This is a genomic window from Nocardia sp. JCM 34519.1 (assembly GCF_020361265.1).
In the GTDB taxonomy this organism is placed as follows: domain Bacteria; phylum Actinomycetota; class Actinomycetes; order Mycobacteriales; family Mycobacteriaceae; genus Nocardia; species Nocardia arthritidis_A.
Map to the genome: position 1 here is coordinate 235,522 of NZ_JAIRBR010000008.1, position 25,426 is coordinate 260,947.

Annotated in this window: 25 protein-coding genes; 14 read left to right on the forward strand and 11 right to left on the reverse strand. The window is 67.4% G+C overall.

Annotated features, from left to right (window positions below):
• Positions 1-240: 240 nt before the first annotated feature.
• The gene (locus LGY53_RS21620; protein WP_225728509.1) at positions 241-2,667 is read left to right on the forward strand and encodes an MFS transporter; all 2,427 of its coding nucleotides are present in this window, start codon (positions 241-243) and stop codon (positions 2,665-2,667) included.
• 14 nt (positions 2,668-2,681) lie between these two features.
• Here LGY53_RS21620 and LGY53_RS21625 read toward each other — a convergent pair whose 3' ends face one another.
• Positions 2,682-3,512 carry a DUF72 domain-containing protein gene (locus LGY53_RS21625; protein ID WP_225728510.1) on the reverse strand — a complete coding sequence of 277 codons (831 nt, stop codon included), beginning with the start codon at positions 3,510-3,512 and terminating at the stop codon, positions 2,682-2,684.
• 34 nt (positions 3,513-3,546) lie between these two features.
• Positions 3,547-3,882, reverse strand: coding sequence for a MerR family transcriptional regulator (locus LGY53_RS21630; protein ID WP_225728511.1), 336 nt, complete (start codon positions 3,880-3,882; stop codon positions 3,547-3,549).
• 823 nt (positions 3,883-4,705) lie between these two features.
• Here LGY53_RS21630 and LGY53_RS21635 point away from each other — a divergent pair.
• The 3 genes from LGY53_RS21635 to LGY53_RS21645 all read left to right on the forward strand — a co-directional run bounded on the left by LGY53_RS21635 (position 4,706) and on the right by LGY53_RS21645 (position 6,477).
• The gene (locus LGY53_RS21635; RefSeq protein WP_225728512.1) at positions 4,706-4,876 is read left to right on the forward strand and encodes a hypothetical protein; all 171 of its coding nucleotides are present in this window, start codon (positions 4,706-4,708) and stop codon (positions 4,874-4,876) included.
• A gap of 50 nt (positions 4,877-4,926) precedes the next feature.
• Positions 4,927-5,136: a cold-shock protein gene (locus LGY53_RS21640; protein ID WP_225728513.1), complete on the forward strand. Its 210-nt coding sequence runs from the start codon at positions 4,927-4,929 to the stop codon at positions 5,134-5,136.
• 111 nt (positions 5,137-5,247) lie between these two features.
• A complete protein-coding gene (locus LGY53_RS21645) occupies positions 5,248-6,477 on the forward strand; it encodes an alpha/beta hydrolase (protein ID WP_225728514.1) in 1,230 nt (409 codons plus the stop codon).
• Here LGY53_RS21645 and LGY53_RS21650 read toward each other — a convergent pair.
• Positions 6,474-7,361: a hypothetical protein gene (locus LGY53_RS21650; protein ID WP_225728515.1), complete on the reverse strand. Its 888-nt coding sequence runs from the start codon at positions 7,359-7,361 to the stop codon at positions 6,474-6,476. The two genes, LGY53_RS21645 and LGY53_RS21650, sit on opposite strands and share 4 nt — an antisense overlap.
• A gap of 127 nt (positions 7,362-7,488) precedes the next feature.
• Here LGY53_RS21650 and LGY53_RS21655 point away from each other — a divergent pair, with 127 nt between their 5' ends.
• The 3 genes from LGY53_RS21655 to LGY53_RS21665 all read left to right on the forward strand — a co-directional run bounded on the left by LGY53_RS21655 (position 7,489) and on the right by LGY53_RS21665 (position 9,794).
• Positions 7,489-8,577, forward strand: a complete 1,089-nt coding sequence (locus tag LGY53_RS21655) for an LLM class flavin-dependent oxidoreductase (RefSeq protein ID WP_225728516.1) — start codon at positions 7,489-7,491, stop codon at positions 8,575-8,577.
• A complete protein-coding gene (locus LGY53_RS21660; RefSeq protein WP_225728517.1) occupies positions 8,574-9,179 on the forward strand; it encodes an FMN reductase in 606 nt (201 codons plus the stop codon). The genes LGY53_RS21655 and LGY53_RS21660 overlap by 4 nt, the downstream gene beginning before the upstream one ends.
• A gap of 66 nt (positions 9,180-9,245) precedes the next feature.
• Positions 9,246-9,794 (forward strand): YceI family protein, encoded by a 549-nt coding sequence (locus LGY53_RS21665; protein ID WP_225728518.1) that lies wholly within the window; start codon positions 9,246-9,248, stop codon positions 9,792-9,794.
• 69 nt (positions 9,795-9,863) lie between these two features.
• On the opposite strand, the gene LGY53_RS21670 is transcribed toward LGY53_RS21665, so the two are convergent.
• Positions 9,864-10,028, reverse strand: a complete 165-nt coding sequence (locus LGY53_RS21670) for a hypothetical protein (protein ID WP_167472632.1) — start codon at positions 10,026-10,028, stop codon at positions 9,864-9,866.
• A 32-nt stretch (positions 10,029-10,060) separates the two neighbouring features.
• Positions 10,061-10,729: an SDR family NAD(P)-dependent oxidoreductase gene (locus tag LGY53_RS21675; protein ID WP_225728519.1), complete on the reverse strand. Its 669-nt coding sequence runs from the start codon at positions 10,727-10,729 to the stop codon at positions 10,061-10,063.
• A gap of 100 nt (positions 10,730-10,829) precedes the next feature.
• Here LGY53_RS21675 and LGY53_RS21680 point away from each other — a divergent pair, with 100 nt between their 5' ends.
• Positions 10,830-11,612: an alpha/beta fold hydrolase gene (locus LGY53_RS21680; protein ID WP_225728520.1), complete on the forward strand. Its 783-nt coding sequence runs from the start codon at positions 10,830-10,832 to the stop codon at positions 11,610-11,612.
• 58 nt (positions 11,613-11,670) lie between these two features.
• Here LGY53_RS21680 and LGY53_RS21685 read toward each other — a convergent pair whose 3' ends face one another.
• Positions 11,671-12,798: a lipase family protein gene (locus tag LGY53_RS21685; RefSeq protein WP_225728521.1), complete on the reverse strand. Its 1,128-nt coding sequence runs from the start codon at positions 12,796-12,798 to the stop codon at positions 11,671-11,673.
• Between the two features lie 112 nt (positions 12,799-12,910).
• On the opposite strand from LGY53_RS21685, the gene LGY53_RS21690 reads away from it, so the two are divergent.
• Positions 12,911-13,528: a TetR/AcrR family transcriptional regulator gene (locus LGY53_RS21690; protein WP_225728522.1), complete on the forward strand. Its 618-nt coding sequence runs from the start codon at positions 12,911-12,913 to the stop codon at positions 13,526-13,528.
• 22 nt (positions 13,529-13,550) lie between these two features.
• On the opposite strand, the gene LGY53_RS21695 is transcribed toward LGY53_RS21690, so the two are convergent.
• Complete coding sequence (locus LGY53_RS21695) at positions 13,551-14,957, reverse strand: cytochrome P450 (RefSeq protein WP_374111215.1); 1,407 nt, start codon at positions 14,955-14,957, stop codon at positions 13,551-13,553.
• A gap of 158 nt (positions 14,958-15,115) precedes the next feature.
• Here LGY53_RS21695 and LGY53_RS21700 point away from each other — a divergent pair, with 158 nt between their 5' ends.
• Entirely contained in the window at positions 15,116-15,763 is a 648-nt protein-coding gene (locus LGY53_RS21700; protein ID WP_225728524.1) for a TetR/AcrR family transcriptional regulator, read from the forward strand.
• A gap of 12 nt (positions 15,764-15,775) precedes the next feature.
• Here the strand turns inward: LGY53_RS21700 and LGY53_RS21705 are convergent, their stop codons facing one another.
• Entirely contained in the window at positions 15,776-16,903 is a 1,128-nt protein-coding gene (locus tag LGY53_RS21705) for an acyl-CoA dehydrogenase family protein (RefSeq protein ID WP_225728525.1), read from the reverse strand.
• Between the two features lie 376 nt (positions 16,904-17,279).
• Here LGY53_RS21705 and LGY53_RS21710 point away from each other — a divergent pair, with 376 nt between their 5' ends.
• Positions 17,280-18,062, forward strand: a complete 783-nt coding sequence (locus tag LGY53_RS21710) for a VOC family protein (RefSeq protein WP_225728526.1) — start codon at positions 17,280-17,282, stop codon at positions 18,060-18,062.
• A 77-nt stretch (positions 18,063-18,139) separates the two neighbouring features.
• Here the strand turns inward: LGY53_RS21710 and LGY53_RS21715 are convergent, their stop codons facing one another.
• The gene (locus LGY53_RS21715; protein ID WP_225728527.1) at positions 18,140-19,453 is read right to left on the reverse strand and encodes an erythromycin esterase family protein; all 1,314 of its coding nucleotides are present in this window, start codon (positions 19,451-19,453) and stop codon (positions 18,140-18,142) included.
• Positions 19,454-19,515: 62 nt separating this feature from the next.
• Between LGY53_RS21715 and LGY53_RS21720 the strand changes: the two genes are divergently transcribed.
• On the forward strand, positions 19,516-20,112 hold the full coding sequence (locus tag LGY53_RS21720; RefSeq protein WP_225728528.1) for a helix-turn-helix domain-containing protein: 597 nt from the start codon (positions 19,516-19,518) through the stop codon (positions 20,110-20,112).
• Here the strand turns inward: LGY53_RS21720 and LGY53_RS21725 are convergent.
• Entirely contained in the window at positions 20,066-20,761 is a 696-nt protein-coding gene (locus LGY53_RS21725; RefSeq protein ID WP_225728529.1) for a haloacid dehalogenase type II, read from the reverse strand. The two genes, LGY53_RS21720 and LGY53_RS21725, sit on opposite strands and share 47 nt — an antisense overlap.
• A 163-nt stretch (positions 20,762-20,924) precedes the next feature.
• On the opposite strand from LGY53_RS21725, the gene LGY53_RS21730 reads away from it, so the two are divergent.
• Positions 20,925-22,319 (forward strand): pyridoxal-dependent decarboxylase, encoded by a 1,395-nt coding sequence (locus LGY53_RS21730; RefSeq protein ID WP_225728530.1) that lies wholly within the window; start codon positions 20,925-20,927, stop codon positions 22,317-22,319.
• Between the two features lie 117 nt (positions 22,320-22,436).
• On the forward strand, positions 22,437-23,453 hold the full coding sequence (locus LGY53_RS21735; RefSeq protein WP_308102950.1) for a cation diffusion facilitator family transporter: 1,017 nt from the start codon (positions 22,437-22,439) through the stop codon (positions 23,451-23,453).
• A gap of 31 nt (positions 23,454-23,484) precedes the next feature.
• On the opposite strand, the gene fadD32 is transcribed toward LGY53_RS21735, so the two are convergent.
• Positions 23,485-25,386 (reverse strand): long-chain-fatty-acid--AMP ligase FadD32, encoded by a 1,902-nt coding sequence (fadD32, locus tag LGY53_RS21740; protein ID WP_225728531.1) that lies wholly within the window; start codon positions 25,384-25,386, stop codon positions 23,485-23,487.
• Positions 25,387-25,426 lie beyond the last annotated feature (40 nt).

Below are 25,426 nucleotides of genomic sequence, written 5' to 3' on the forward strand. Positions count from 1 at the left end.
CGCATCGGCACCGCCCCGTCCATGGGGCTCATACGGCCGAATGCGGTGGTGCCAACCCCACCGCCGGGTAACGGGCGGTCTGCCGTTAGCCTCGTTAAAGACGGCGGAAACCGTACCGGTAAGATCGCCGCCGTTGTAGCACGCTGAGATTCACCGTCAGTTCGACCGAGCAGTTTGTTTTGTGCCGCGCACCGCGCACGACATTGCCACCGTTGACCGATTCAGAATCAGGGCACATCCATGACGAATTCGACCGCCCAGGCCCCGGCACCGGCGCCGGACCTGGTCGCCGGTGAGCGGGCGGCGCTGTCGCACCGGCGGATCCTCACCATCCTGTCCGGGCTGCTACTCGGCGTCTTCCTCGGCGCACTGGACCAGAACATCGTCAGCGTCGCGATCGTCCGGATCGCCAACAGCCTGCACGGATTCGACCAACAGGCATGGGCGACAACGGCTTACCTGATCACCGCGACGATCGCCACGCCGCTCTACGGCAAGCTCGCCGACATATACGGCCGCAAACCCTGGTATCTCATCTCGATCGGGCTGTTCGTCATCGGATCGATCGCCTGCACCTTCGCGACATCGATGTACGAGCTGGCCGGATTCCGCGCCTTCCAGGGGCTCGGCGCCGGTGGGCTGATGTCGCTGGCGTTCACCATCATCGCCGATCTTGTTCCACCCCGCGAAACCGTGCGCTACCAGGGTGTTTTCATGATCGCATTCGGTAGCGCGACGGTGCTGGGGCCGGTGCTCGGCGGCCTGCTGTCGAACTACGACCGGCTCTGGGGGCTCGACGGCTGGCGCTGGGTGTTCCTGGTGAACGTGCCGATCGGGCTGGTGGCCCTGATCGTGGTCGCGCGGGTGCTGAACGTGCCGCATCAGCGGCAGCGCCAGCGCATCGACTGGCCGGGTGCGCTCGCGCTGACGATCTGCGTGGTGCCGCTGTTGATCATCGCCGAGCAGGGCCGGGATTGGGGCTGGCGGTCGGATCGCGCGCTGCTCTGCTACGGGATCGCGGCCGGCGGGCTGCTGCTCTACCTGCTCGCCGAATTCCTGATGCGGGACGCGGCGCTGATCCCGCTGCGCCTGTTCCGGAATTCGACCTTCAGCGTCGCCATCGTCGGCGGATTCGTACTCGGCGTCGCCATGTTCGGCGCGATCGTCGTCGTGCCGCTGTATCTGCAAGTGGTGCGCGGATATTCGCCCACCCGGGCGGGTCTGCTGATGCTGCCGCTGGTGGTCGGCATCATGGCGGGCGCCCAATTGGGCGGGATGATCACCAAATTCAGCGGACGCTACAAACTGCTCGCGGTATTCGGCTGCTTCGTCGTCGCGGCCGGATCGGTGCTGTTCGGCCGGGTGCACTACGACAGCCCGCTCTGGCATTCGCTGGTGTACCAGGGTGTGATCGGCGCCGGGCTCGGCGCGTGCATGCAGCCGCTGATCCTCGCGGCGCAGAACGCCTGCCCGCGCCGGGATATGGGCGTATCCACCGCGGCGGCAACGTTTTTCCGGCAGATGGGCGGCACGCTCGGTGTCGCGATCTTCCTCACCATCCTGTTCAACCTGTTGCCGCACAAGATCGTCGACGCGTTCGGCGGGCAGCTGCCGCAGGGACTCGACGCGGCGCGGCTCGGCCAGTTGCAGAGCAATACCACCGGCATCGCCGAGCTGCCCGCCGATCTGCGGGCGCCGATCCTGGTCGGATTCACCGATTCGATGGACTGGGTGTTCTATGCCGCGGCGGCCGTCGCCGTCCTGGCGGGTGCGGTGCTGCTGTTCATGAAAGAGATTCCGCTGGAAGACATTCCGGTCACCTTCGAGGGTGCGGAATGGCCCGAGCGCTTCGAACCGGAACCCGAAATATACAGCAGCGCAACCACTTCCGATGAACACTCACTGACGGGCCGAATCCGGCACGCGGACGGCCGCGCGGTGCCGGGCGCGGCGCTCACCCTGATCGATAAACGCGGCCACCAGGTGGCCCGCGGGGCGGGCGACGCCGACGGCGAATATGCGATCGACGCGCCGGAGGCGGGCAGCTACGTGCTGATCGTCTCCGCGGGCGGTCATCAACCCGCCGCGATCAGCGTGGTCGCGGGGCCGTGGCCGCAGCAGCTCGACCTCACGCTCAGCGGGTCCGGCGAGGTGTCCGGGGTCGTCAGATCGGCGGTGAGCGGAAATCCGTTGCCCGGCGCCACCGTAACGCTCACCGATCCGCACGGCGAGGTGGTCGGCGCCGCGGTCACCACCGCCGACGGCGGCTACGCCTGCCACGGCGTGGTGTCCGGCACGTACACCATGGTCGCCGTCGCCGACCATATGCGGCCCGCCGCGACCACGCTCACCGTGACCGACAGCGGCCTGCTCCATCACGACATCGAACTGGAGCCGATGGCGGTGCTCGCCGGAACCGCTTGGGCCGAGGGCAGATCCGTACCCGATGTGCAGATCATGCTGCTCGACGCGGTCGGCGACCTGACCGCGACCGCGCAAACCGACGACACCGGCCGCTATCTCGTCCCCGATCTGCCCGAGGGTGAGTACACCGTCGTCGCGCGCGGCTATCCGCCCGTCACCAGCCGCGTCACCGTATCCGGCGGCCGGGCCACCCACGACATCCGCCTGGGTTACGGGTTGGAGGAGTCGGCCGGGCGAGCATGACCGCGGGGCCGTGATCAGAACAGCGTCATGGGTTCGACCGGCGCCGGTTCGGGCAGCGGCGTCAGCTCCGGCACCCGCGCCCGCACCTCGTCATGGAACCGGCGCGCCAGCTCCAGCGCCGCGGCATTGTCGGGCGTGTGGATGAACACCGTCGGCGAGCGCCCCTCACGCAGCCAGTCGGCGACGACATCGATCCACGGCCGCCACCCCGCGACGGTGCGTTCCTCGGCGTCGCGGCCGTGGAATCGGACGATCGGGTGTTCGGTGAGCGCGACGGTGCGCCGCGGCACCCTCGGCTTCTTCGACCACGCCTCGCGCTCGGCGGGCGAAATCGGCGCACCGTCGAAAAGCAGTGTGGTGTCGAAGGTTATCCATTCACCGCCGACCCGCCCGAGCACGCTCTCCAGCTGCCGCGCCGCCCGCTCGTCCTCGAAGAACGCCCGGTGCCGCACCTCCACCGCGGGCCGGTAGGTGCGGGGCAGCCCGCGCAGGAAGGCGGCGAGCACGCCCAGATCGGTCGGGCCGAACGAGGCGGGCAGTTGCGCCCACAGCGCGTGCAGCCGCGGGCCGAGCGGTTCGACCGCGTCGAGGAAGGCGCCGAGTTCGGCGTCGGCCCCCGACATCCTTCGCTCATGGGTGACCGTCCTCGGCAGCTTCACCACGAAGCGGAAATCCGAATCGGTTTGCCGCGCCCAGGATTCGACGGTGCGCCGGGCGGGCGTCGCGTAGAAGGTCGTATTGCCCTCCACCGCCGTGCACCGGTCCGCGTAGGATCGCAGCCGCTCGCTGGGCGCCTGCCGCCAGGCCGGGTGCGTCCACATCGCACATCCCACGTGAAGCCGCATATCGCCGACGCTAGCGCACCGCCCCGACCGCACCTCACCCCTGCCCGCGCAGCTCCGCGTTGTGATCGCGCAGCCGGACATTGTCGGCGTGCAGCTCGGCGTTGTCGTCCTCCAGCGCGAGGATGCGGCCGATGCCCGCCAAATTCACTCCGGCCGCGACGAGTTCGGCTATGCGGCGCAACCGCGTGAGATCGTCGCTGCTGTAGCGACGCGTACCGCCCGCGCTGCGGGTCGGGTTGAGCAGCCCGTGCCGCTCGTAGAGGCGCAGCGTCTGCACCCCGACACCGGAGAGTCCGGCGGCCACCGAAATCCCGTAGACCCCTTCACCGGGGTCCGGGTGCCGTGGCGAACTTGCCTGGTCACGGCTCATCGCATTCTCACTTCCCGCATCTAGCAAAGGTTACCTGCCAAACCCACTTGCGATCTCCTATGGGCGGTGATATAAGAAATATGTGTCCGATGACATAGATTATCTGACACCAGTCGAACCCGATACGAGTGAGTTGGAGGTGGCGACCATGCTGAGGCATCCCGATTCGTTCCGCAGTCCATTCCGGCGCACGCCGCCGCTCTGCCGCACGGAACGGCTCGCCATCCCCGTCTGATCCACGGAACCAACACTTTTCGCGAAGGAAGTGTCGGATCATGTCCACCGAAGCGATCAGGCCGCTCGCGGTGCTCGACCCACCCGAGGTCACCGAGCTGTATGCCGAAATCGACGAGATCCTTTGCGCGGCAATGACCGTATGGCGAGTACGCCGGTCACCGCCACTGCGCACCGGTACGTCGCGGCAACCGGGGACCGGACCGGCCGATGGCGAGCTACCGACGCCCGGTCGGCGACCGGCGTTACCGGTCGTGGCCACCGAACGCGCACCTCCGAGAGCCGGAGGCAGCGGGCGCATGAATCGAAACTTATTGCAGTGCAGTTGATTCACATGAAGGGTAGGTGATGCCAGTTCATGCTCGAAGCCACGCGACAGCGTGCGGGGAACGGCCAGATCAGGCGCATCGAATGAACCGGAGACCAGCGCACTGCCACACGATGTGGCGTCGGAACCGGCCACCGCATCGCTGGAGCGGGTGACCCCTCGAACAAAGTCACATCTTCCTCCCTTTCCACCGCGAGTACGGTGCTCCCCCCGTGCTCGCGGTGCTTCATGCTCGCGTCACCAACCGCAGAGAGTCACGTCATGCCCATTGCCGAACAGCACCCACTGTCGACCTCCGCGCGCACCGCGCTGCCGCAACCCGACAGCGCGGACGAACCCATCCGATGGCCCGATCCCAGCCCACTCGCGAGATGGTGGCAACAGGTGATGTCACCCGACACCGAACCCACCCCGGCCGCAACTTCCGCATGATGCCTGCCGTGTCTTCCGTAACCGCGCCCGACGCCGCACACTCCAGTGCTATGACGACACCGTGGCACCGGGGGACGGTGCGCTGGTTCGACGCCGAAAAGGGTTTCGGTTTCATCGATCCCGACGAACCCATCGGCCAGGTATTCGTCGATTACACCGCCATCGTCACGCCGGGATACAAAACTCTTTCCACCGGACAGCGCGTCGAATTCGTCTACGAACGGAAACCACGCGGACTGGAGGCCACCGCCGTGCGCTGATTCACCCGCCGGCGGGTCACTTACACCTGGTAGCGCACACCATACGGTCGGTACCCTTGCGCCATCGCGTCGGATAGTTCGAGTTCCACCAGGCGAAGGGCAGCAATCCGGATGAGCACCGAGCAAACGACCGAAACCGAGCGAGGCCCCTGGATCCGCGTGGCCAGGGCCGCGCTACTGCTGGCCGCCGTATTGCTCGGGCTGTTCGTGCTGATCGGCCAACTGCTCGCGGTGATTCCGGTCTCCTGGACCATGCCCGCGCTGCGGCACACGTTCCCGCAGACGACCATCCTGATGATCGATTCGCTGCGCGACGGTCTCGGCTCGTGGATCGTGCCGCTCGCGCTGCTCACCGTGCTCGTCGCCCTCTTCGCGCTGCGCCTGAGCGACCGGAAGCGGCTCGCGGGCGCGGTGACCGGCCTCGCCGCGCTCGCGCTGACGCTGTCGCTGGTGACCAGCGCCGTGCTCGCGTTTTCGGTGCACAACGCCACCGGCAGCTGGGTCGCGTTCGCACCGGCCGCGCCGTTCCGGCAGACCGGTAAGCCGCCGACGCACACCGTCACCTACGCGACGCTGGACGGCCAGCCGATGCGCGCCGACCTCTACCTCCCCGAAAACGGCTCCGCCGCACCGCTGGTGGTGAGCATCCACGGCGGCGCGTTCATCATGGGCAGCCGCGGCACGAACCCGTACACCACCTGGCTGGCCCAGCAGGGTTACGCCGTCCTCGATGTCGATTACCGCCTGGCCGACGAGCAACACCACCGGTGGGATACCGAGGAGGGCGATGTCGGCTGCGCGCTCACCTGGGCGAGCGCCCACGCCGCCGAATACCGCCTCGACCTGAGCCGGGTCGCGACGCTCGGCGGCTCGGCGGGCGGCAACCTGGCCGTCAATGTGGCCAACAAGATCAATTCCGGTGCGCTGCAACCCACCTGCGGCGCCGCCGCCGAACTGCCGCGCATCCGCGCCGTGATCGCGCTCTACCCGGCGGTCGACCTCACGGCGTCGGGCACCGAGACCGCGGTGGGCGTCGACGCGGCCCGCAAATACGTCGGCGGACCGCCCGCGCAGTACGCCGACCGCTACGCCGCCGTGAACTCCGACCCCTACATCACCAAGAATTCCCCGCCGACCCTGATCATCCAGGGCGGCGGCGACCATCTGGTGCTCGCCGACCACACCGCCGCATACGCCGACAAGCTGAGCGCGGCCGGCGTGCCGAACCGCTACGTCGAATTGCCGTTCCTCGACCACGGTTTCGGCGGTGTCTCGATGGACACCGGCGCCCATGTCCTGCGCGAACTCGGTCTGCCGTGGTTGCGGCAGTACCTGTCCTAGATACTTTCCAGGGCGTTCAGGAGGGTGTGGAAGTCGTCGGTGGGCACCATGGTGATGCCGTCCTCGTTGCTGAACGTGGTGGCGGCCAATTGCACCCGCCCGTGCCAGTGGTAGACGAATTGGCTTACCGGCCAAGGCTGTTCGGCATAGCCGTGGACGGCGAGGCGGGCCAGGATCACCGCGGCGCGCAGCACGTCCAGATCGTTGATCGGATAGGTGTAGAGAAAGCGCTTGGACGGGATGATCAGCAGCGCCCCCGCCCGCCCGGTCACCGGGTATTCCGCCAGCCAGAGCGCGTGCGCCGTCGTGTATTCCGGGCCGAACAGGATGGAGAACGGCAGCCCGGCCGCCATCGGATCGTCGAATTCGGTGGTGAGGGTGTCCAGCGGTCCGTCGGCCCTGACATTGCGTTCGGCCAGCTCGAACAGGTCGCGCTCGCTGATCGGCCAGTCGCGCAGCATGTCGTAGGTCACCGTGCGCACGGCATGCACGTTGTCGAGCACGATGCGCTGGGTCAGGCCCGGTGCGACGAAGCGGCGGACCGCGCCGCCCGCAGCGGCCGTGCTCGGATACAGCCGGGTGCGCACCAGCCCGCTGACATCGCCGAATTCGCGGAAGTCGAACGGATTGCGCTGTTCCAGCTCGAAGCTGGCGATGCCGGTGCTCAGGTGGTCGGCCACCATGGCCCGCCACTCGTCACGCGGCTCGCGGGCGATCAACCTGCGCAGGTTCACCAGCGACATGGCGAAGCTCGCGCCACTGTGCGTCAGGACCAATTCGTCGCTGGCGAGCACCCGGCACGAATATCCGTGCCGCCGCGCCTCTTCCGCGATCATGGCCAGTAACGGATCCGCGCCGCCCATGGCCTGCCCCTCTCGCCACATCTCGGGAAAACAAGTGTAGTGACCTACGCCACCGAACGGGATCGGGAATACCCCAATACCTTGGTCGGTTCAATTGGTTGCCACATCCACCAAATGGGTGGCAGACTACTTCATCAAGGAGGGTGGCGTGCAGTTCGGAATCTTCACCGTCGGTGATGTGACGACCGATCCGACGACCGGTCGGACGCCGACCGAACACGAGCGGATCAAGGCGATGGTGACCATCGCCCAGAAGGCCGAGGAGGTCGGACTCGACGTCTTCGCCACCGGCGAGCACCACAACCCGCCCTTCGTACCGTCCTCGCCCACCACGATGCTCGGCTATATCGCCGCGCGCACCGAGCGTCTGCAGCTTTCCACCGCGACCACCCTGATCACCACCAACGATCCGGTGAAGATCGCCGAGGATTTCGCGATGCTGCAGCACCTGGCCGACGGCCGGGTCGACCTGATGCTCGGCCGCGGCAACACCGGCCCGGTATATCCCTGGTTCGGCAAGGACATTCGGGACGGCATCGCGCTGGCCATCGAGAATTACCAACTACTGCACCGGCTTTGGCGCGAGGATGTGGTGGACTGGGCGGGCCGGTTCCGCACCCCGCTGCAATCGTTCACCGCGACACCGCGCCCGCTCGACGGCGTAGCGCCGTTCGTCTGGCACGGTTCCATCCGCAGCCCCGAAATCGCCGAGCAGGCCGCGTATTACGGTGACGGCTTCTTCGCCAACCACATCTTCTGGCCGAAAGAGCACTTCCAGCGGTTGATCTCGCTGTACCGCAGGCGTTACGAACACTACGGGCACGGCTCGGCGGACCAGGCGATCGTCGGGCTCGGCGGACAGGTGTTCATGCGTAAGAACTCCCAGGACGCGGTGCGCGAATTCCGGCCGTACTTCGACAACGCACCGGTGTACGGGCACGGGCCGACGCTGGAGGAGTTCACCGAGCAGACACCGCTCACCGTCGGCAGTCCGCAGCAGGTGATCGATCGAACGCTCACCTTCCGCGAGTACTTCGGCGACTATCAGCGCCAGCTGTTCCTGATGGATCACGCGGGCCTACCGCTGAAAACGGTGCTGGAGCAACTGGATCTGCTCGGCGAGGAGGTCGTTCCGGTATTGCGCAAGGAGTTCGCCGCACGGCGCCCCGCCCACGTTCCCGACGCCCCGACCCATGCGAGCCTCGTTGCGGCGCAGAAGGATTCGGTGATCGCATGAAGCGCATCGCGGTGATCTCCGCCGGGCTGTCCGAACCATCGTCGACGCGGTTGCTCGCCGACCGACTAGTGGCAGCCACCGAGCGAGCGCTGGCCGATCGAGATATCCGGGTAGACGTCATCGAATTGCGCGACCACGCACATGATTTGGCCAACAACCTGCTCACAGGCTTTCCATCGGCGGCGCTGCGCGCGACCATCGAGGGCGTGACGACCGCCGACGGCCTGATCGCCGTCACGCCGATCTTCAACGCGTCCTACAGCGGGCTGTTCAAGACGTTCTTCGATGTGCTCGAACCGGATTCACTGACCGGTATGCCGGTGCTGATCGGGGCCACCGGCGGCACCGCACGGCATTCGCTGGCCCTCGAACACGCCGTCCGTCCGATGTTCACCTACCTGCGTTCGGTGGTGGCGCCGACCTCGGTATTCGCCGCATCCGAAGACTGGGCCTCCGCGACGACGGACGGGTTGAACGCCCGGATCGCCCGCGCGGCAGGCGAATTCGCCGGTGTCCTGAGCGGTGACCGCCCAGGACGTCCGGCGGATCCCTACGACGAACCCGTGCCGTTCGCCCAACTGCTGGGTGGCGGCGCTGCCTGATCGTTCGGCAACGACGCCGAACCTCCCTGTCCGACAACCGAATTGTTCAACACTCGAGGAGACCGCATGTCCACCGACACCACCAACAAGCTGACCGCGGGCACCTGGGTCATCGACCCGGCCCACTCCACCCTCGGCTTCTCGGTCCGCCACCTGATGGTGAGCAAAATCCGTGGGCGCTTCACCGATTTCAGCGGCAAGCTGGTGATCGGCGAGGACGGCAGCGCCACCGCCGAGGCCGAGATCCGCGTCGATTCGGTCACCACCGACAACGAGCAGCGCGACGCGCATCTGCGCACCGCCGACTTCTTCCACGTCGAGGAATTTCCGGTGGCGACCTTCAAGTCCACCGGATTCCGGGTGAACGGCGCGGAATTCGAGGTCGACGGCGAATTCACCATCCACGGCGTCACCAAGCCGGTGACGCTGCAGGTGGAATTCCTCGGCGTCAACCCGGGCATGGGTCACGGGCCGGTCGCGGGCTTCGAGGCCAAGACCGTGCTGAACCGCCGCGACTTCGGCATCACCATCGATATGCCGCTGCCGGACGGCGGCGCGGTGATCGGCGAGAAGATCAACCTGTCGCTGGAGGTAGAGCTCGGCCAGCAGGCCTGAGCGACGCCACCTGAGCGCCCGTTCCCGGTCCGTGCGGGAACGGGCCTGCGGCGCACCGTCATCCGGGCGTCAGAAGTCCATGCCGCCGTGCTCGTCCGGCGTCGACTCGTCGCGCTCGATGGCATCGGGCTGCGAATGTTCGTCGGCGTGGGTCGGTTTCCGGTGCTCCTCGGCGAAATCCGGATCTTGCTGGCGCGATTCGGCCGTCGTCGGATCGATCTCGGGTGTGCTCATGGTCGCCGGGTACCCGCTGTCAGCGGATCGAACTATCCGTCGAAGGCGACGTGCGGCGTCCACTCCGCGTCGGGGCGGATAGCCGCCGCGTACAGGGCTTCGGCGACCCGTTCCCTGGTGAACGTTCCGTTGTCGAGCACGCCGTTCACCTGCACCGCCACCGCGCGCACACCCTCCGGCGCGAGGGTGATGTCCAGGCTGGTGACGAGGTTGCGCACGGCCGCCTTCTGCACCCCGAGCGAGGCGGCCCGGTGCCACGGCTTATCGGCCGCGGCGCTACCGGTGACCAGCACCCGCGCACCCTTCGGGAAGTAGGCCTTGGCGGCCTGCACCGCGGGCAGCAGCGCGGCGGCGCCGATCGTGAAGTCGGCGATCAGCTCGGCCACCGTCAGCTGGAGCGGATCGGCTTCGCGGAAGATGCTGGGGTTGAAGTGCAGGACATCGATGCGCCCGTACCGCTCGCCCACCTCGGTCACCATTCGGGTGACGTCATCCGGATCGGCGAGGTCTACGCCGAGGCCATCGGCCGTGAAACCGCTGTCACGCAGGTCCTTTGCCAGCGGCTCCGCCTCCTCGGCGAACCGGGTGGCCACTGCGATCGAATAGCCGTCGCGGGCAAAGCATCTGGCGACGGCCAGGCCGACGCCCGGCCCTGCGCCCAGCCCGAGGAATACCGGTGCGGTGGTGTCGCTGTCCTGCATGACCGCACGCTATCAGGCGATGCGGGCCGGACGGCGGCCGAGACCGCCCGGTTACCATCGGGCATATGATTCGCTGGTCGAACCGGAGGTATAGCTAGCCGTGCCGTACGCGAAGGCCGCGGACGGGGTCCGCATCGCCTACCAGGTCTCGGGTGCGGGCGACCCGCTGATCCTGCTCGCCGGACAGGCGAACAACCATCACTGGTGGGACGGCATCCGGGACGACTTCGACACCACGCGACGCACCGTCACGCTCGACTGGCGTGGCACCGGTGACAGCGACCGGCCCGATACCCCTTACAGCACAACCGGATTCGCCGACGACGTGGTCGCGGTACTGGACGACGCGGGCATCGCGCGAGCGGATGTGTACGGCACATCGATGGGCGGCCGGGTGGCCCAGTGGCTGGCCGCCCGGCATCCGGATCGCGTCGGCGCTTTGATCCTCGGCTGCACCTCCCCCGGTGGCGCCCACGGCCTCGAACGCGGCGAAGACGTGAAAAAGTCACTCGCCCAACGCAATCCGGCCGCCGCCCGGCAGGCCCTGCTGGAGCTCATGTACACCCCGGCCTGGCTGGCCGCCGAACCCGGCCCCTTCAACACGCTGGGCGACCCGACCATGCCGCCGTACGCACAGCGCTGGCATCGCGTCGCCAGCGCACAGCACGACGCGTGGGATGCCCTGCCGCATATCCGATCCCGCACCCTGGTGGTCCACGGAACGGACGACATGTTCAACCCGACCGCCAACGCCCCGTTGATCGCCGACCGCATCCCCGGCGCGCGGTTGCACTTGATCCCCGGCGCACGCCACGCGTACTTCGACGAATTCCGCAGTGTCGCAACACCGCTCGTCCTCGACTTCCTGAACTCCGGTTCGTAGGCGACCAGCGATTCGCGTCCCGCGCAGACCATCGCAAGCGCGGGGAACCTACGCGGCGTCAGGAGAATGCGCGAGCCACGAACGGGACGCTGTCGGGAAGCGATCCCGCGACGGTCGCGCTGTGGTCGAGCCCCGGGTAGAAATGCACCTCGGGCCGAACGCCGTTGGCGGTCAGGTCCGCGACGAGTTTGGTGGTGAGCGGGGCCAAGACGTCGGTGTCGTTGGTGCCCTGACCGATGAAGAGCGGACGGTCGTAACCGGTCAGCGGCACGTCCATCACCGAATGCGCGACGGTGGCGAAATCGCCCTCCGAAAGCGGCCGGGAGAACAGCTGATTCACCGTCACGCCGCCGATGCGATCGGCGAGCGTGGTGAAACATTCGGTCTGCGCGGCGGTTACGAGGTCTCGGCCGACCGGTGTCAGGTAGCTGTCGAGGTCGAAGTCCGGCCGGGACGCTTGCAGCCCGTTCATCACATAGGTGGCGTACGCGGTGATGTGCGCGGACGGAATCGGCGGCGTCCGCGGGCCGATGAGCATGGCCGCCTCGACAACGTTGGAGGCGGGCCCGGTGGCCACCGCGCCGCGATAATCGAGTTCCGGCGCGTATTTCGTGGCCAGCGAGGCGGTGAACACCGCGGCGCCGCCGCCCTGCGACTGGCCGATGGCCACCCACTTCGCCGCCAGTGCCGGTTCCACCGCGCGGGCCGCGCGCACCATATCGATTCCGGCGTGCGCCTCGGCCCGCCCGTCGAGGTAGGTGTGCACGCCCGGCGTGCCGAGGCCGATGTAATCGGTCGCCACCACCGCATAGCCCTGCTTCATCCAGGTGGCCAGGTATGCCATGTCGCGATCGGAGCGGCCGGCGATGGATGGCGCGCACTCGTCGGCCACGCCGACCGTGCCGTGTTCCCACGAAACGACGGGCCAGCCACCGGCGGGCGGTGTGCCCGCCGGAACGAAGATCGCGCCGGTGGACAGCGCGGGCCGTCCGTCGGAGGTCTGGGTCCAGTAGGTCAGGCGGCGGGCCGATCCGGTCCCTGCGATCCAGAGGTCCGCGGGTAGCGCCTCGTCGCGCACCACGGTTCCGGGGTCCTGACCGGCGGGTTCGGCCGCGGCGGTGGCGGTGAGCGGTCCGGCGAGCAGGCCGGCGGCGGCCAGGGCGAGCACTGTGCGTCGCAGTTGCACGGCGCATTCCTTTCGCTTCAGTGGTGTCACATTGAGACACTTTGCTCCCGCTATCCTAGAAAGTGTCACTTTGAGACACCATTGACTGTGACGCGGATAACGGGAGGGGTCGATGACGGATTCGAACGGGCTGCGCGAACGCGAGAAGACCCGGGTGCGCGGGGAGCTCATCGATACCGCGCTGCGCCTGTTCGAGCGGCAGGGCTTCGAGCAGACCACGGTGCAGCAGATCGCCGATGCCGTGCAGGTCTCGCGCCGCACCTTCCACCGGCACTTCCCGTCCAAGATGGCGGTGATCTTCGCGCACGAGGAAGATCTGATGGCGCAACTGCTTTCGGCGCTCGACCGCCGCCCGCCCGGCGAATCCGCGCTCACCGCACTGCGGCACGCGGTGCGCGACCTACTGCTCGACACCGACGACCGGCAGCGGCTCGACCGGCAGGCCGACACCGCGCGCAGGGCGAGACATGTGCTTGTCACCAATCCGCAACTGCGGCAGGAGAATTTCACCGGTGCGATGAGCCGCAAACACGCGTTGACCCAGCGCTTCGCCGCCCGCTCCGGACTACCGGAGACCGATCTGCGCCCGCAGCTCGCCGCCGCGACCAGCTTCACCGCATTCGCGGTGGCCCTCGACAATTGGACGCTCGGCGCCGATCACTCCATCACCGCGCTGTACCGGATCCTGGATACCACCATCGCGGCCCTCCAGCACGGCCTCGACGTCTGAACTCCTACCGCGCCGACGGATTTCAGCCGCAGAGACGTTCCAGGCGAATGGGCAGTCCGTCGCCGGGCGTCGGGCCGGTGGTCGCGACGAGCGGAACCCGATAGCCATCGGGCACGCTCCAGCGGTAGCGCAAAAGCATCTGGTGCAACACCGCTTTCACCGTCATACCGCCGAAATACATACCGATGCACTTGTGCGCGCCGCCGCCGAAGGCCGCCCACGCGAACCGGTGCGATTTGTCCTCGCGACGCTCGGGTGCGAACCGCTCCGGATCGAAAACGGCGGCGTCGCGCCAATATTCGTCGCTGCGCATCATGGCGTACGAGCCGCACATGATCAGCGTCCCCGCGGGTACGTAGTGGCCGAGCAGGTCGGTGTCCGCGACGGTTTCCCGAACCTGCTGTCCCACCGGCGAATACATGCGCAGCACCTCGCGGAAGGCCATATCCAGCGCGGGCAGCCGATCCAGATCGCTGTAATCGAGCGCGGGTTTGCCCAGCGCGCGCGATTCCGCGCGCAGGCGATCCTGCCAGTGCGGATGCCGCGCCAGCTCGTAGATCAGCATCGAGGTGGCGATCGTGCTGGTGTCGTGCGCGGCCATCATCACGAAGATCATGTGCTGGACGATTTCCTCATCGGTGAAGGTATGTCCCTCTTCGGTTTCCGCCCGGCACAGCACGCTGAACAGATCGGCGCCCGCACCCGCCCGCTTGGCGGGCAGCTCACGGCGGAAATGCTCCTCCAGCACCCGACGGCCGCGCATGCCGCGGGCCCAGATTCCGCCCGGCATAGTGGTCCGGATCAGCGCCTGGCCACCGCGCACCGCATCCTCGAAGGCGCGTTCCAACCGCGCGGCTTCGCGACCGAGTTCCGCACCGGCGAACACCTCCGTCGCCTGCTCCAACAGCAACTGTTTGATCGCTCGATAGGCGTGGAAATTGCGGCTCGGCCGCCAGCCCGCGACACCCGCGGTGATCCGCGGCGTGGTGAGCTCGAGATAGCCGACCAATCTGGTCCTGGTGAACGCCTGCTGCATGATCCGGCGATGGAACTGATGTTCGTCGAAGTCGCGAAGCAGCAGGCCGCCGCGAAAGAACGGGCCGATCAGATATTCCCAACCACGCTGCGCCGAAAGGACTTTCGCCCGGTCCAGGTACACCGCCTCCAGCGCTTCCGGGCTGGCGGCCACCACCACGGCGCGGCCGAGCACACCCATCCACTGCACCGGGCCGTAACGGCGCACCCGCTCCTGGGAGAACGCGATCGGATCGGCGAGCACCTGCAGGGTGTAGCCGATACCCGGCGGCCCGGAATCGCCTGGCACGGGCCGTAATCCACTTCCCGGTGGCGGTATGGCGAACGGTCGCGGCCGAACGGGGTAGTGCCCGGCGATACCGGCGCCCATCCGCTGCGCTCGCCAGGCCAACATCGCCCGCGCCTGACGGGCGCCGCTGGTCACCGCATCGATCGATGGAGGCAGGAGAAGCGTCATGGTCGATCCCTTCGCGGCGGTGCGATACCTCCGACAATACGGGAAACGCGCGTTTCCGTAAACGGTTGTTTCCCGATTTGGTCTACGCTGAACCCGTGACCCGAGCATCCACCGGCACCTACCGCGGGACATCCACCGTCGAGCGCCAGGCCGACCGGCGGCGGCGATTACTCGACGCCGCATTGGAAATTGGTGGCACCCAGGGACTTTCCGCCCTGACGGTACGCGGGGTATGCGAGCAGGCAAAGGTGGGGCCACGCTTCTTCTACGAGGCCTTCGCGGATCTGGACGCGCTCGCGGCCGGACTGCTGCTGGAGGTGCAGCGCTCCGCGCTGGAAAAGGCGCAGGCCGCCATCGCCGACACGCCCGGCGAACCGGCCGACCGGATCCGGGCAGGCGTCGCCGCGCTCATCACCGATCTCACCGACGATCCGCGGCGCGCGCAGATCGCCTTCGCGCAGGCGTACGGCAGCCCAGCGCTGATGCGCAGCAGATTCGACGGGATGCGGCAGGTCGCGCAGGTGATCATCGAGCAGACCCGCCTGGTCCTGCACCTGCCCGATGGGCAGGACCGGGCGGTCGCGGCGACCTCGCAGCTCATTACCGGCGGCGCGGCCGAACTCGTCCTGGTCTGGCTGGATGGCGGGCTGGACATCGGCCGGGCCGAATTGATCGATCTCGTAGCCGATTTCGCCATCGCGATGGTGGATCGGTTACCCGCCGTCGCGGCGCGTATCGAATGATTTCCATGCGGGTCAATGTTTTTCGGAGATACCCAAAACCTCCATGCCGATTTCGCCCGCGAGCACCTCGGTCGAGTAGGCCATGAGCTGTCCGGCCTCCGCGTCGCGCAGATGTCGTTGGATCGGCGACTGTTTCAGGTAGCCGGAGGCGCCGCCGACCCGGACGCCGAGCTGCGCCACCTCCACCGCGACCTTGTTCGCCAGATACTTCGACCGCACCAGCGTCGGGAAGAAGGACGGCAGGCCCTCGTCCGCCTCGGCCAGCCCGCGATCGTAGAGTGCGTGTGCGGCAGCGAGTTTGGTTTGTACGTCGGCCACTTCATGCTGCACCCACTGCTGATGCGAGAGCGGTTTGCCGAGGATGACGCGCGAACGGGCGTGCTCCACCAGCGCGTCGAGCGCGGCATCGGCGATACCGAGCGAAATCGCGGGCAGCCCGGCCGGAATCACCGCGAAATCGCCGGGCCCCGGAGCGCGCCCGCGATATTCACCGGACAGCACCGTATTGTCGAAGGCCAGCAATTGACTTCGGGTCGCGCGCAGCCCGAGGGTGTCCCAGATCGGAATCACCGAGACCGTCGCGTCCGGCACCACGCCGAAAAACGTTGGCACACCGTCCACCAGCGCGTTCACCAACAGGTAGTCGGCGATCTCGGCACCGGAGACGAACCGCTTCGCCCCGTTCAGCCTCCAGCCGCCGTCGACGGCGAAGGCCTCCTGCTGCGGATTGAGAAACCGGTTGCCGCTGGCCGGTTCGGACAGTGCGTTGGCGAATCGTTTGCCCGCCAGGAATTCGTCGGCGAAGAACGAGCCGCGCGTCTCGTAGGTGATCTCGGCGAGGGCGACGCCCGCCCCGGCATGCATCGTCCAGATGGTCGCCGTCGGCGGGTCGGCCTTGGCCAGTATCCGCACCAGTAAACCGTATGACCGATAACTCAGCCCATCCCCGCCGACCCGCTCGGGCAGCACCGCCCGGTTCACCCCCGCGGCGTGTAGCGAATCCAAATGACCCACCGCGATTTCCGCGCGCTCATCGTATTCGGCGGCCACCGCCGCGAATCCGGACGCCAACTCGCCGACGCGCTCGAGCACCCGTCGCTCGCCATCGCGAACCGGAAATGAGAACTGGGCAGTCGTCACGAAACACACTCCGCTCGAAGGGATTCGGCACAGATAACTTGCCAAGCCTACGTACCGGAACCGCATCGGCTCACGAAATCGACCAATTCCTGTGACACGGCATCCACTCGTGGAAAGGCCACGAAATTGTGGGTCGATCCGCTCATCCGGCGCGCCCCCGATCATCGGCGGCGGGGGTGAAACCCGACGCCGATCCGCACTTTTCCCGGCAGATGCACGTATTCGCACAGACCCCGTGCACGGCGGCGGCGAGCGGAGCAGACTCGTAACCGGCCCGATCCCCTAATACAAACCCGGACAACGATCACGGCCGCGGACCGGCTGGTCAGCTGTAGATGTGCTGTCATGCGGCCCACAGTGCTCAGGAGGACAGACCATGCCCACACGTGACTCCGCTTGGCCCGAGGGCACACCGTGTTGGGTCGACTGTCAGGTCGACGACACGAGCAAGGCCCGCGAGTTCTACACCAACTTCTTCGGTTGGGAGGTCATGGACAACCCGCCGGAAGCCGGCGGTTATCTGATGGCCACGATCAACGGCAAGCCCGCCGCGGGCATCGGCCCGAAACCCGATGGCATGCCCATGCCGTCGGTCTGGACCACCTATTTCGCCGCCGACAGCGCCGACGCTATCGCGGGCAAGGTGACGGCGGCGGGCGGCCAGGTATTCATGCCGCCATTCGATGTCATGGACGTCGGCCGGATGTTCGTCGCGGGCGATCCGACCGGCGGCATCTTCGGCGTCTGGGAAGCCAAGGCGCACAAGGGCGCAGGCGTCTACAACGAGCACGGCGCCTACTGCTGGAACGAACTGCACACCGTCGGTTACCAATCGGCGCAGGAGTTCTACAACAAGGTATTCGGTTGGGATTACACCGAAATCGGCGATGGTGAGCGCTTCGTGTACTCGACCTTCGCCCCGGGTGGCGGCGAAGGCGTCGGCGGCATAATGGATTCCACCAAGGTGCCCGGTGAGGATATGACCTACTGGCTCACCTGGTTCCAGTTCGACGACGTCGACGCCGGTGTCGCCCGCACCGAACTCGGCGCGACCACGCTGATGGGCCCGGACGACAGCCCCTTCGGCCGCATGGCGGTGCTGCGGGCGCCGCAGGGTGAGATCTTCGGCATCATCGACACGAACAAGAGGGTCGGCTAACGAGCCGAAATAGTCTCCGGCACAACATGTTCAGCGGCGCGAGCGGCGAAACCCGTTCGCGCCGCCACGGCAATCCCCTACTGCCCGAACATCTTCCGTATTTCCTCGGGTCCGGCGGCGGCCGCGGCGAGATCCGGTGTCGCGGGTGTTACTTCCGGCAGGTGGATGACGGCGTCGTAGGCGTCCAGCGGGCTCACCGCACCGGAGATATTCCCGAAACGCTGCGTGGTCACCGCCCGGACGGTCGCGGTATCGGCCGCCGACAACCGGCGCAGATCGACCGCGAACGGGCCGTCGTGGCTGGCCGCCATCAGCGCGTCCAGGCAACCGGGCTCCGGCGGCTGGAGCTCGGTGAAGATCTTGCCCTCGTAGAATTCGGCGCCCGCGTTGAGCGTCTGCCCGGCCCCCGCGGTCATACCGATCACCCGATAGTCGTCGCCGAGCCGGTCGGCGAGATGCAAACCCATCGGATCCGATGGCGGCATACCGGGAAACGCCGACAGCGGCCAGCGCATCACATGTCCGTTGTGCGCGGCGAGCACGATCCGATCGGTGCGGTTCAGCAGCCATTCGACATTGTCGGCGATAGCGGGATCGCGGAAATACAGCGCATCGCCACGCCGCCCCTGCGCGGTCACCCTGCCGATCATGTCGATGGCCATCGTGCAGGCCAGCGCCCGCACCGCCCGGCCGTACTCGTCCACCGTCGCGCGGGCCAGGTAGTCGAGCCTGCGGCCGTGCAACCGCGCGGCCAATTCGGCGAGCCCGGCGCTCAGCGCGTCGCGGCGGTCCTGGCCGAGTTCGAGATACGCGGTGATGGCGGGAACCACCGAGAGCGCCGAATCCGCCGCGAAGATCGCGGCCGTCTCGCGCAGCCCCGGATCGATCTCGAACTCCGGGTCCACCGCCGCGAAATAGCCGATGACATCGTCCAATCCGGGCAGCAGCGATACGTTCGACCCCGATAGATCGATGCCGTAGAACCCGACCCGCCGCTCCGCCGTGCGATTGTATTCGTGCAGCCAGGTCAGCAGGTCACGCATCTCGGTCCACAGGCCCATCATCGAGCTGATGGCATTGGCCAGCAGGTCGTCGAGGTTCGCGGACGCGCCGTGCAGCCAATCGTCGACCCGCCACCCTTCCACGAAGCCACTCTCCCAGCCGAGCGCGCCGAAGCCGTGCCGTTCGACCAGGTACCGCAGCACCCGGTGCCGTACCAGATAGGACTCGCGGTTGAAGTGCGCACTCTCGCCGATGGCGACCACCCGCGCGCTGCCCACCACCTCGTCCAGCCATCGCAGGTCGTCCAGCGGCGCGGCCGGATCGAGCGTGTGCAGTGGCCGCACCGCGGCATCGCTCAGCCGGATCGTGGTCGAGGTATCAGCGGACACGTTCCACTCCCATTCATTGATTCCAACTTTGGAAACAATACCAACTATGGGATCATTTGGGAATGGAGAAGGACACACTCGATCTGCTGCTGCATCCGGTCCGGCTGCGCATCCTGCACGCCATGTCCGGCGGACATATCCGCAGCACCGCCGAGCTGTGCGAAACCCTGCCCGATATCCCGAAAACCACGCTGTACCGGCACGTCGGACTGCTGGCGGACGGCGGCATCCTGGAGGTGGCCGACGAACAGCGGGTCCGCGGCACCGTCGAGCGCTACTACCGGCTGCGCCCCGACCGAACCCGGATCGAGCCGGAGGCGGGCGCGACGATGTCGGCCGAGGAACACCGCAACGCGTTCGCCGCGTCGATGGCGGTGCTACTCGCCGAATTCAATGCGTACCTGGACCGGCCGGGCGTCGACCCGTACACCGATTCCGTCACCTATCGACAGGGCGTGGTCTGGCTGAACCAGCACGAACTCGCCGGACTACTCCGCGAAGTCGGCGCGGCCGTCGGGCGCCTGATGGGGAACCGGCCCGAGTCCGGCCGCACGCCGTACACGATGAGCTCGATCATGTTCCCGAACGTCCATGCGGCCGACAGTGCGCGGATCAAGCCCCGAGCTGATCGGCCAGATCGAGGAAATCCGCCGCGTTGACGTCGAATTCGTCCGAGTAGGCCGTATCGGCCAGCGCCGGATCACCGAATTCCATTGGCCTGGCGACGAATGCGGTGCGCAGACCGAGCTCGGCCGCGGCGCGGATATCGTATTTGTGGCTGGCCACCATCATGATCCGGTCCGGCTCCAGCCCGAGATAGCGGGCGGCCATCAGATAGGTGGCCGGATCCGGTTTGAACGCGCCCGCCATCTCGGCGGTGAACACCGCATGCCACGGCAGATCCCCGTGCGCGGTGATGTTGACGACGGCCCGCACATCGGCGTTCGACAGCGTGGCCAGCACGAAATGCTTTCGCAGACGGTGCAATCCGGGCACCACATCCGGCCACGGGTCGAGCTGCTGCCAGGCGAAGGTCAACTCCTCGCGCTCGGCGTCGCCGAGGCCGATGCCGTCCGCGGCCAGCAGCTCGTCGAGTGCGGTGCGATACACCGAATGCACTGTGCGCCAACCATCCTGCTGCGGCGCCTGCTCCAGCGCGGCGCGATACGCGGCGCGCCAACGGTTTACGAAATCGCTCGGATCCAGATCGGGCCGGTCGCCGATGACGCGGACAACCGCGCGCCGTACCGTGCCGAAGAAGTCCGTCGCCGTGCCCTGTACGTCGAAGAGCAATGCCGTAGGCCGCATGGTCGCATTATCACCACGCCGATCCGCGCCCGGCTACGCCGAATCCGTCACATCCGCGGCGCCGGTCCAGTTTCTCCGGAGTGGACGCCGACAGGCGCCCGTCACCGCTCGTACTGTCCGACTGGGGGTCATCCGCCGTCGGCCGACAGCCAGAGGAGATGCCATGGACCGCAGACTCGCCGAGGATCTCATCGAACTACCCGGCCTGCTGAACGAGGTGAGCGGCGCGGCGGGCGATCTGCTGGCCGGATTGGCCGGGCGCACGGTTGCGGTCCCGCCCGGCGAGGTGCCGCCCTCGGCCATGCCAGAATCGGGAATCGGCCTGCGCCAAGCGCTTTCGGAATTCCGGCGACGCTGGGAGCCCGGCTTCTCCGGTAGCGCGGGCCCGCGCTACCTCGGCTTCGTCACCGGCGGCGCGACACCCGCCGCGATCGCGGGCGACTGGCTGACAAGCACATTCGACCAGAACGCCATGAGCGGCGAGGATTCCGTTGCCGACATGCTGGAGCGGGAGACCCTCGGCTGGATCGGAGAACTGTTCGGGCTCAACGAATTCCGCGGCGCGTTCGTCACGGGCGCGACCATGTCGAATTTCGTCGGGCTGGCCATCGCGCGCGAATGGCTCGGCGAACAGCTCGGGGTCTCGGTGGCGCAGTCCGGGGTCGGCGCGCTCGGGCCGGTGCACGTACTCTCCGGCACACCGCATTCCAGCATCCCGAAGACGCTGTCGATGCTGGGCATCGGCCGCGACCGGTTGACGCTGGTGCGCACCCGGCCCGACCGCGAAGCCATCGATGTCGACGAGCTGGCCGCGACACTGGCCGGACTCGACGGTCGGCCCGCCGTCGTGATCGCCAACGCGGGCACCGTGAACACCGTCGACTTCGACGACCTGCGCGCCATCGCGGAGCTGCGGCGGCGGTATCCGTTCTGGCTGCACGTCGACGCCGCGTTCGGCGCGTTCGCGGCGCTGTCGGACCGGCCCGAACTGGTCGACGGTCTGACGGCCGCCGATTCGGTCTGCGTCGACCTGCACAAGTGGCTCAACGTCCCCTACGATGCCGCGGTGCAGTTCAGCAGGCGGCCGGATCTGCAGCTGCGCGTATTCCAGAACTCGGCGGCCTACCTCACCGCACCGTCCGCCACCCCGGACTTCGGGCATCTCGTTCCGGAGAACTCCCGGCGCCTGCGCGCGCTGGCCGCCTGGTTCACGCTGCGGGCGTACGGCCGCGACGGTTATCGAGAAATCGTGCGCCGCAACGTATCCTGCGCGCAGCGGCTCGGTGCACGGCTGGCCGCCGGCGGAACGCTGGAAATGCTTGCGCCCGTTCGCCTCAACGTCGTCTGCTTCACCCTGGCGCAGCGCCCGACCACCGAGCGCGTACACGCGCTGATCGATGCGGTCGCGAAATCCGGCGAAACCTTCGTCACCCCAACGGTTTACCGGGGCAAACCGGCTATTCGCGCCGCCTTCAGCAATTGGCGCACCGCCGAGGCCGATGCCGACCGGGCCTGCGACGCGATCGTCGCGGCCGCCGAAAACCTCGCCACTACGTGATCTACGTCACCCCAGCTGACTGACCTCCGGCCGACGGGTGTCGGCTAAGCTGTCGCAATAGATGCGATTATGCGCATATGTTCAGGCTGTATGACGGACGGGAAGATTGGGCGAACCATGGGACATGACCACGGGCACGAGCACGGCCACGGGCATGAGCACGGTGCGGGCCACAGCCACGGCGTCTCGAGCGATGCGGACAAGCGCTGGCTGAGCGTCGGCCTCGCGCTCATCGTCGGATTCATGCTGGTCGAGGTGGTCATCGGCGTGCTGGCCAACTCGCTGGCTCTGCTCTCCGATGCCGCGCACATGCTCACCGACGCCGCATCGATCGTGCTCGCGCTCACCGCGATTCGCATTGCCGCGCGCCCCGCCCGGGGCAAATACACCTACGGCTTCAAGCGGGCGGAAATCCTGTCCGCACAGGCCAACGGCATCACCCTGCTGGTGCTCGCGGGCTGGCTGGCCTACGAGGCGGTCCGCCGCCTGATCGAGCCGCCGCAGGTCACCGGCGGGCTGGTGGTGATCACCGCGCTCATCGGTATCGCGGTGAACGTGCTGGCCAGCTGGGCGATCAGCAAGGCCAACCGGTCCAGCCTGAATGTCGAGGGCGCGTTCCAGCACGTGCTCAACGACCTCTACGGCTTCATCGCCACCGCCGTCGCCGGTGGCATCGTGTTGGTCACCGGTTTCGCCAGGGCCGACGCGATCGCGACGCTGATCGTGGTCGCGCTGATGGTGAAGGCCGGGCTCGGCCTGGTCCGCGAGTCGAGCCGCATCTTCCTGGAGGCCGCGCCCACCGGCGTCGACCCGGATGCCGTCGGCCGCAGGCTGGTCGCCGTCGACGGCGTCGACGAGGTGCACGACCTGCACATCTGGCAGATCACCTCGGGCAGCATTGCCCTGTCGGCGCATGTGCTGGTCCGTCCGGGGGCCGACTGCCACGGCCTGCGCCAGCGCATCGAGGACGTGCTCCAGCACGATTACGGCATCACGCACACCACGCTGCAGGTCGATCACTCGACGACGCTCACCCCGGGTTCGACCGCCGATGCGGAACGCCTGCTGCCGATGCTCGAGGACCACTGCGACGACGCGCACGGCCCGGTCCACCGCGTCGGCCGCGGCAACTGAGCAAAGGGGCGGGACGGCGTCCCGCCCCTTTTCACGCGTCGACGGTGTCCGGGAACGCCGTCTGCTGGTAACCGCCGCGCAGCGTGCCCTCCAGATAGGCGGCGCGGCAGGCGCGTCGGGCAATCTTGCCGCTGGAGGTGCGCGGAATGGAGCCGGCGGGCACCAGCAGCAGGTCGCGCACCGTCACACCGTGCCGCTGGGCGATGGCCGCGCGCACCGTATCGACGATCGGGCCGGGATCCAATTTGCCCGCGCCGGTGCCGCGTTCGGCGACCACCACCAATTGCTCCGAGGTGTCGTCCGGATCGAACCGCAGTCCGGATCGGCCGCCCTGCTCGAAAACCATCGGCGGCAGTTCGTTCGCGGGCACCGAGAACGCCGCGACGAAACCCGGCCGCAGCGCGGTACTCGCCTCCTGCGCGGACAGTTCCAGATCCTGCGGATAGTGGTTGCGCCCGTCCACGATCACCAGATCCTTGACCCGGCCGGTGATGTACAGCTCACCGTCCAGATAGGCCCCGTAGTCGCCGGTGCGCATCCAGTTCGCATCCGGGTCGGCGCCCTCGGCGTGACTGCCCTCCGGTTGCCGCACACGCAGTTTCGCCCGGAAGGTGGCCTCCGATTCCGCGGGCCTACCCCAGTACCCGCGGCCGATGTTGTTGCCGTGCAACCAGATCTCGCCGACCTGGCCGTCGGGCCGCTCGGTTCCGGTCTCCGGATCGACGATGACCGCCCACTGCGACAGCGACACATAGCCGCAGGAAACCTGTGCCACCGCGTTGTCCCCGTGCTGGTCCACCTCGACCAGGCGCCCGGAGTTGAGCGCCGCGCGGTCCACATAAACCGATTTCGCCTCGTCCTCGCGCTTGGTCGCCGAGACGAACAGCGTCGCTTCGGCCATGCCGTAACAGGGTTTGATGGCGGTCTTGGGCAGACCATACGGCGCGAACGCGTCGTTGAACTTCTTCATCGACGACACCGAAACCGGCTCGCTGCCGTTGATCAACCCGATCACATTCGAAAGGTCCAGCGTCTCACCGGGTTTCGGCAAGCCACGGGCAGCGGCGTGCTCGTAGGCGAAATTCGGTGCGGCCGAATAGATCTCGGCGCCGTCGGCCTGCGCCGCCAATTCCTTGATCCAGCGCGACGGCCGCCGCACGAAGGCGCTCGGCGACATGACCGTGATGAATTTGCCGCCCATCATCGGCAGGATCACGCACAGCAGACCCATATCGTGGAACATCGGCAGCCAGGTGACACCGCGCGCCTTCTCGGTGATTCCGATGGCGTCGATCATCTGCAGCAGGTTTGTACCGACCGCCCGGTGGGTAATTTCGACACCGGCGGGTACCCGCGTGGACCCTGATGTGTACTGCAGGTAGGCGACGTCGTCCATATCGATGTCCGGATGAACCCAGTTGGCGCTCAAGCTGTCCGGCAGCGCCTCGACCGCGATGATGCGGGGCCGCTGGGCGGCGGGCAGGTCCCGGAACAGGCTGCGCACTCCGCCCGCGGCGGAGCCGACGGTGAGGATCGCCGAGGGCGCGCAGTCGCCGAGCACCGCATGCAGGCGATCGGTGTGCCCGGCCTCGTCCGGGTCGAACAGCGGGACCGCGATATTGCCCGCGGCAACGGCCGCGCCCATGGATACGACGTAGTCGAGACCCTGCGGGGCCAGGATCGCGACTCGGTCGCCGGGTTCGGCCACCTGCTGCAGCCGGGCGGCCACCGCACGGACCCGGACGTTGAACTGATTCCAGGTGAGATCGATGTACTCACCGTCGCGCTCGCGGGAGTAGTCGATGTAGCGGTACGCCAGCTCGTCGCCGTTCTCCGCCGTGTGCTTCTCCAGGAAGTCGATCAGGGTCTTGTCACCAGGGATCCTGATGTTGCCCGTCTCGTCGAGATACTCGTCAAAGGTGCTGCCGATCATTCCTTATCCCTTTTCAAGGCGCGGCCGCGCGGGCCGCGCA

What these genes read in the sequence shown, in the direction of transcription:
- LGY53_RS21710 (WP_225728526.1), top strand. Translation starts at nt 17,280, where the DNA reads ATGCCCACACGTGACTCCGCTTGGCCCGAGGGCACACCGTGTTGGGTC.
- LGY53_RS21620 (WP_225728509.1), top strand. Translation starts at nt 241, where the DNA reads ATGACGAATTCGACCGCCCAGGCCCCGGCACCGGCGCCGGACCTGGTC.
- LGY53_RS21650 (WP_225728515.1), bottom strand. Translation starts at nt 7,361, where the DNA reads ATGTGGCGAGAGGGGCAGGCCATGGGCGGCGCGGATCCGTTACTGGCC.
- LGY53_RS21645 (WP_225728514.1), top strand. Translation starts at nt 5,248, where the DNA reads ATGAGCACCGAGCAAACGACCGAAACCGAGCGAGGCCCCTGGATCCGC.
- LGY53_RS21695 (WP_374111215.1), bottom strand. Translation starts at nt 14,957, where the DNA reads ATGTTGGCCTGGCGAGCGCAGCGGATGGGCGCCGGTATCGCCGGGCAC.
- LGY53_RS21635 (WP_225728512.1), top strand. Translation starts at nt 4,706, where the DNA reads ATGCCCATTGCCGAACAGCACCCACTGTCGACCTCCGCGCGCACCGCG.
- LGY53_RS21625 (WP_225728510.1), bottom strand. Translation starts at nt 3,512, where the DNA reads ATGCGGCTTCACGTGGGATGTGCGATGTGGACGCACCCGGCCTGGCGG.
- LGY53_RS21630 (WP_225728511.1), bottom strand. Translation starts at nt 3,882, where the DNA reads ATGAGCCGTGACCAGGCAAGTTCGCCACGGCACCCGGACCCCGGTGAA.
- LGY53_RS21675 (WP_225728519.1), bottom strand. Translation starts at nt 10,729, where the DNA reads ATGCAGGACAGCGACACCACCGCACCGGTATTCCTCGGGCTGGGCGCA.
- LGY53_RS21640 (WP_225728513.1), top strand. Translation starts at nt 4,927, where the DNA reads ATGACGACACCGTGGCACCGGGGGACGGTGCGCTGGTTCGACGCCGAA.
- LGY53_RS21735 (WP_308102950.1), top strand. Translation starts at nt 22,437, where the DNA reads ATGGGACATGACCACGGGCACGAGCACGGCCACGGGCATGAGCACGGT.
- LGY53_RS21690 (WP_225728522.1), top strand. Translation starts at nt 12,911, where the DNA reads ATGACGGATTCGAACGGGCTGCGCGAACGCGAGAAGACCCGGGTGCGC.
- LGY53_RS21660 (WP_225728517.1), top strand. Translation starts at nt 8,574, where the DNA reads ATGAAGCGCATCGCGGTGATCTCCGCCGGGCTGTCCGAACCATCGTCG.
- LGY53_RS21665 (WP_225728518.1), top strand. Translation starts at nt 9,246, where the DNA reads ATGTCCACCGACACCACCAACAAGCTGACCGCGGGCACCTGGGTCATC.
- LGY53_RS21720 (WP_225728528.1), top strand. Translation starts at nt 19,516, where the DNA reads ATGGAGAAGGACACACTCGATCTGCTGCTGCATCCGGTCCGGCTGCGC.
- fadD32 (WP_225728531.1), bottom strand. Translation starts at nt 25,386, where the DNA reads ATGATCGGCAGCACCTTTGACGAGTATCTCGACGAGACGGGCAACATC.
- LGY53_RS21670 (WP_167472632.1), bottom strand. Translation starts at nt 10,028, where the DNA reads ATGAGCACACCCGAGATCGATCCGACGACGGCCGAATCGCGCCAGCAA.
- LGY53_RS21730 (WP_225728530.1), top strand. Translation starts at nt 20,925, where the DNA reads ATGGACCGCAGACTCGCCGAGGATCTCATCGAACTACCCGGCCTGCTG.
- LGY53_RS21725 (WP_225728529.1), bottom strand. Translation starts at nt 20,761, where the DNA reads ATGCGGCCTACGGCATTGCTCTTCGACGTACAGGGCACGGCGACGGAC.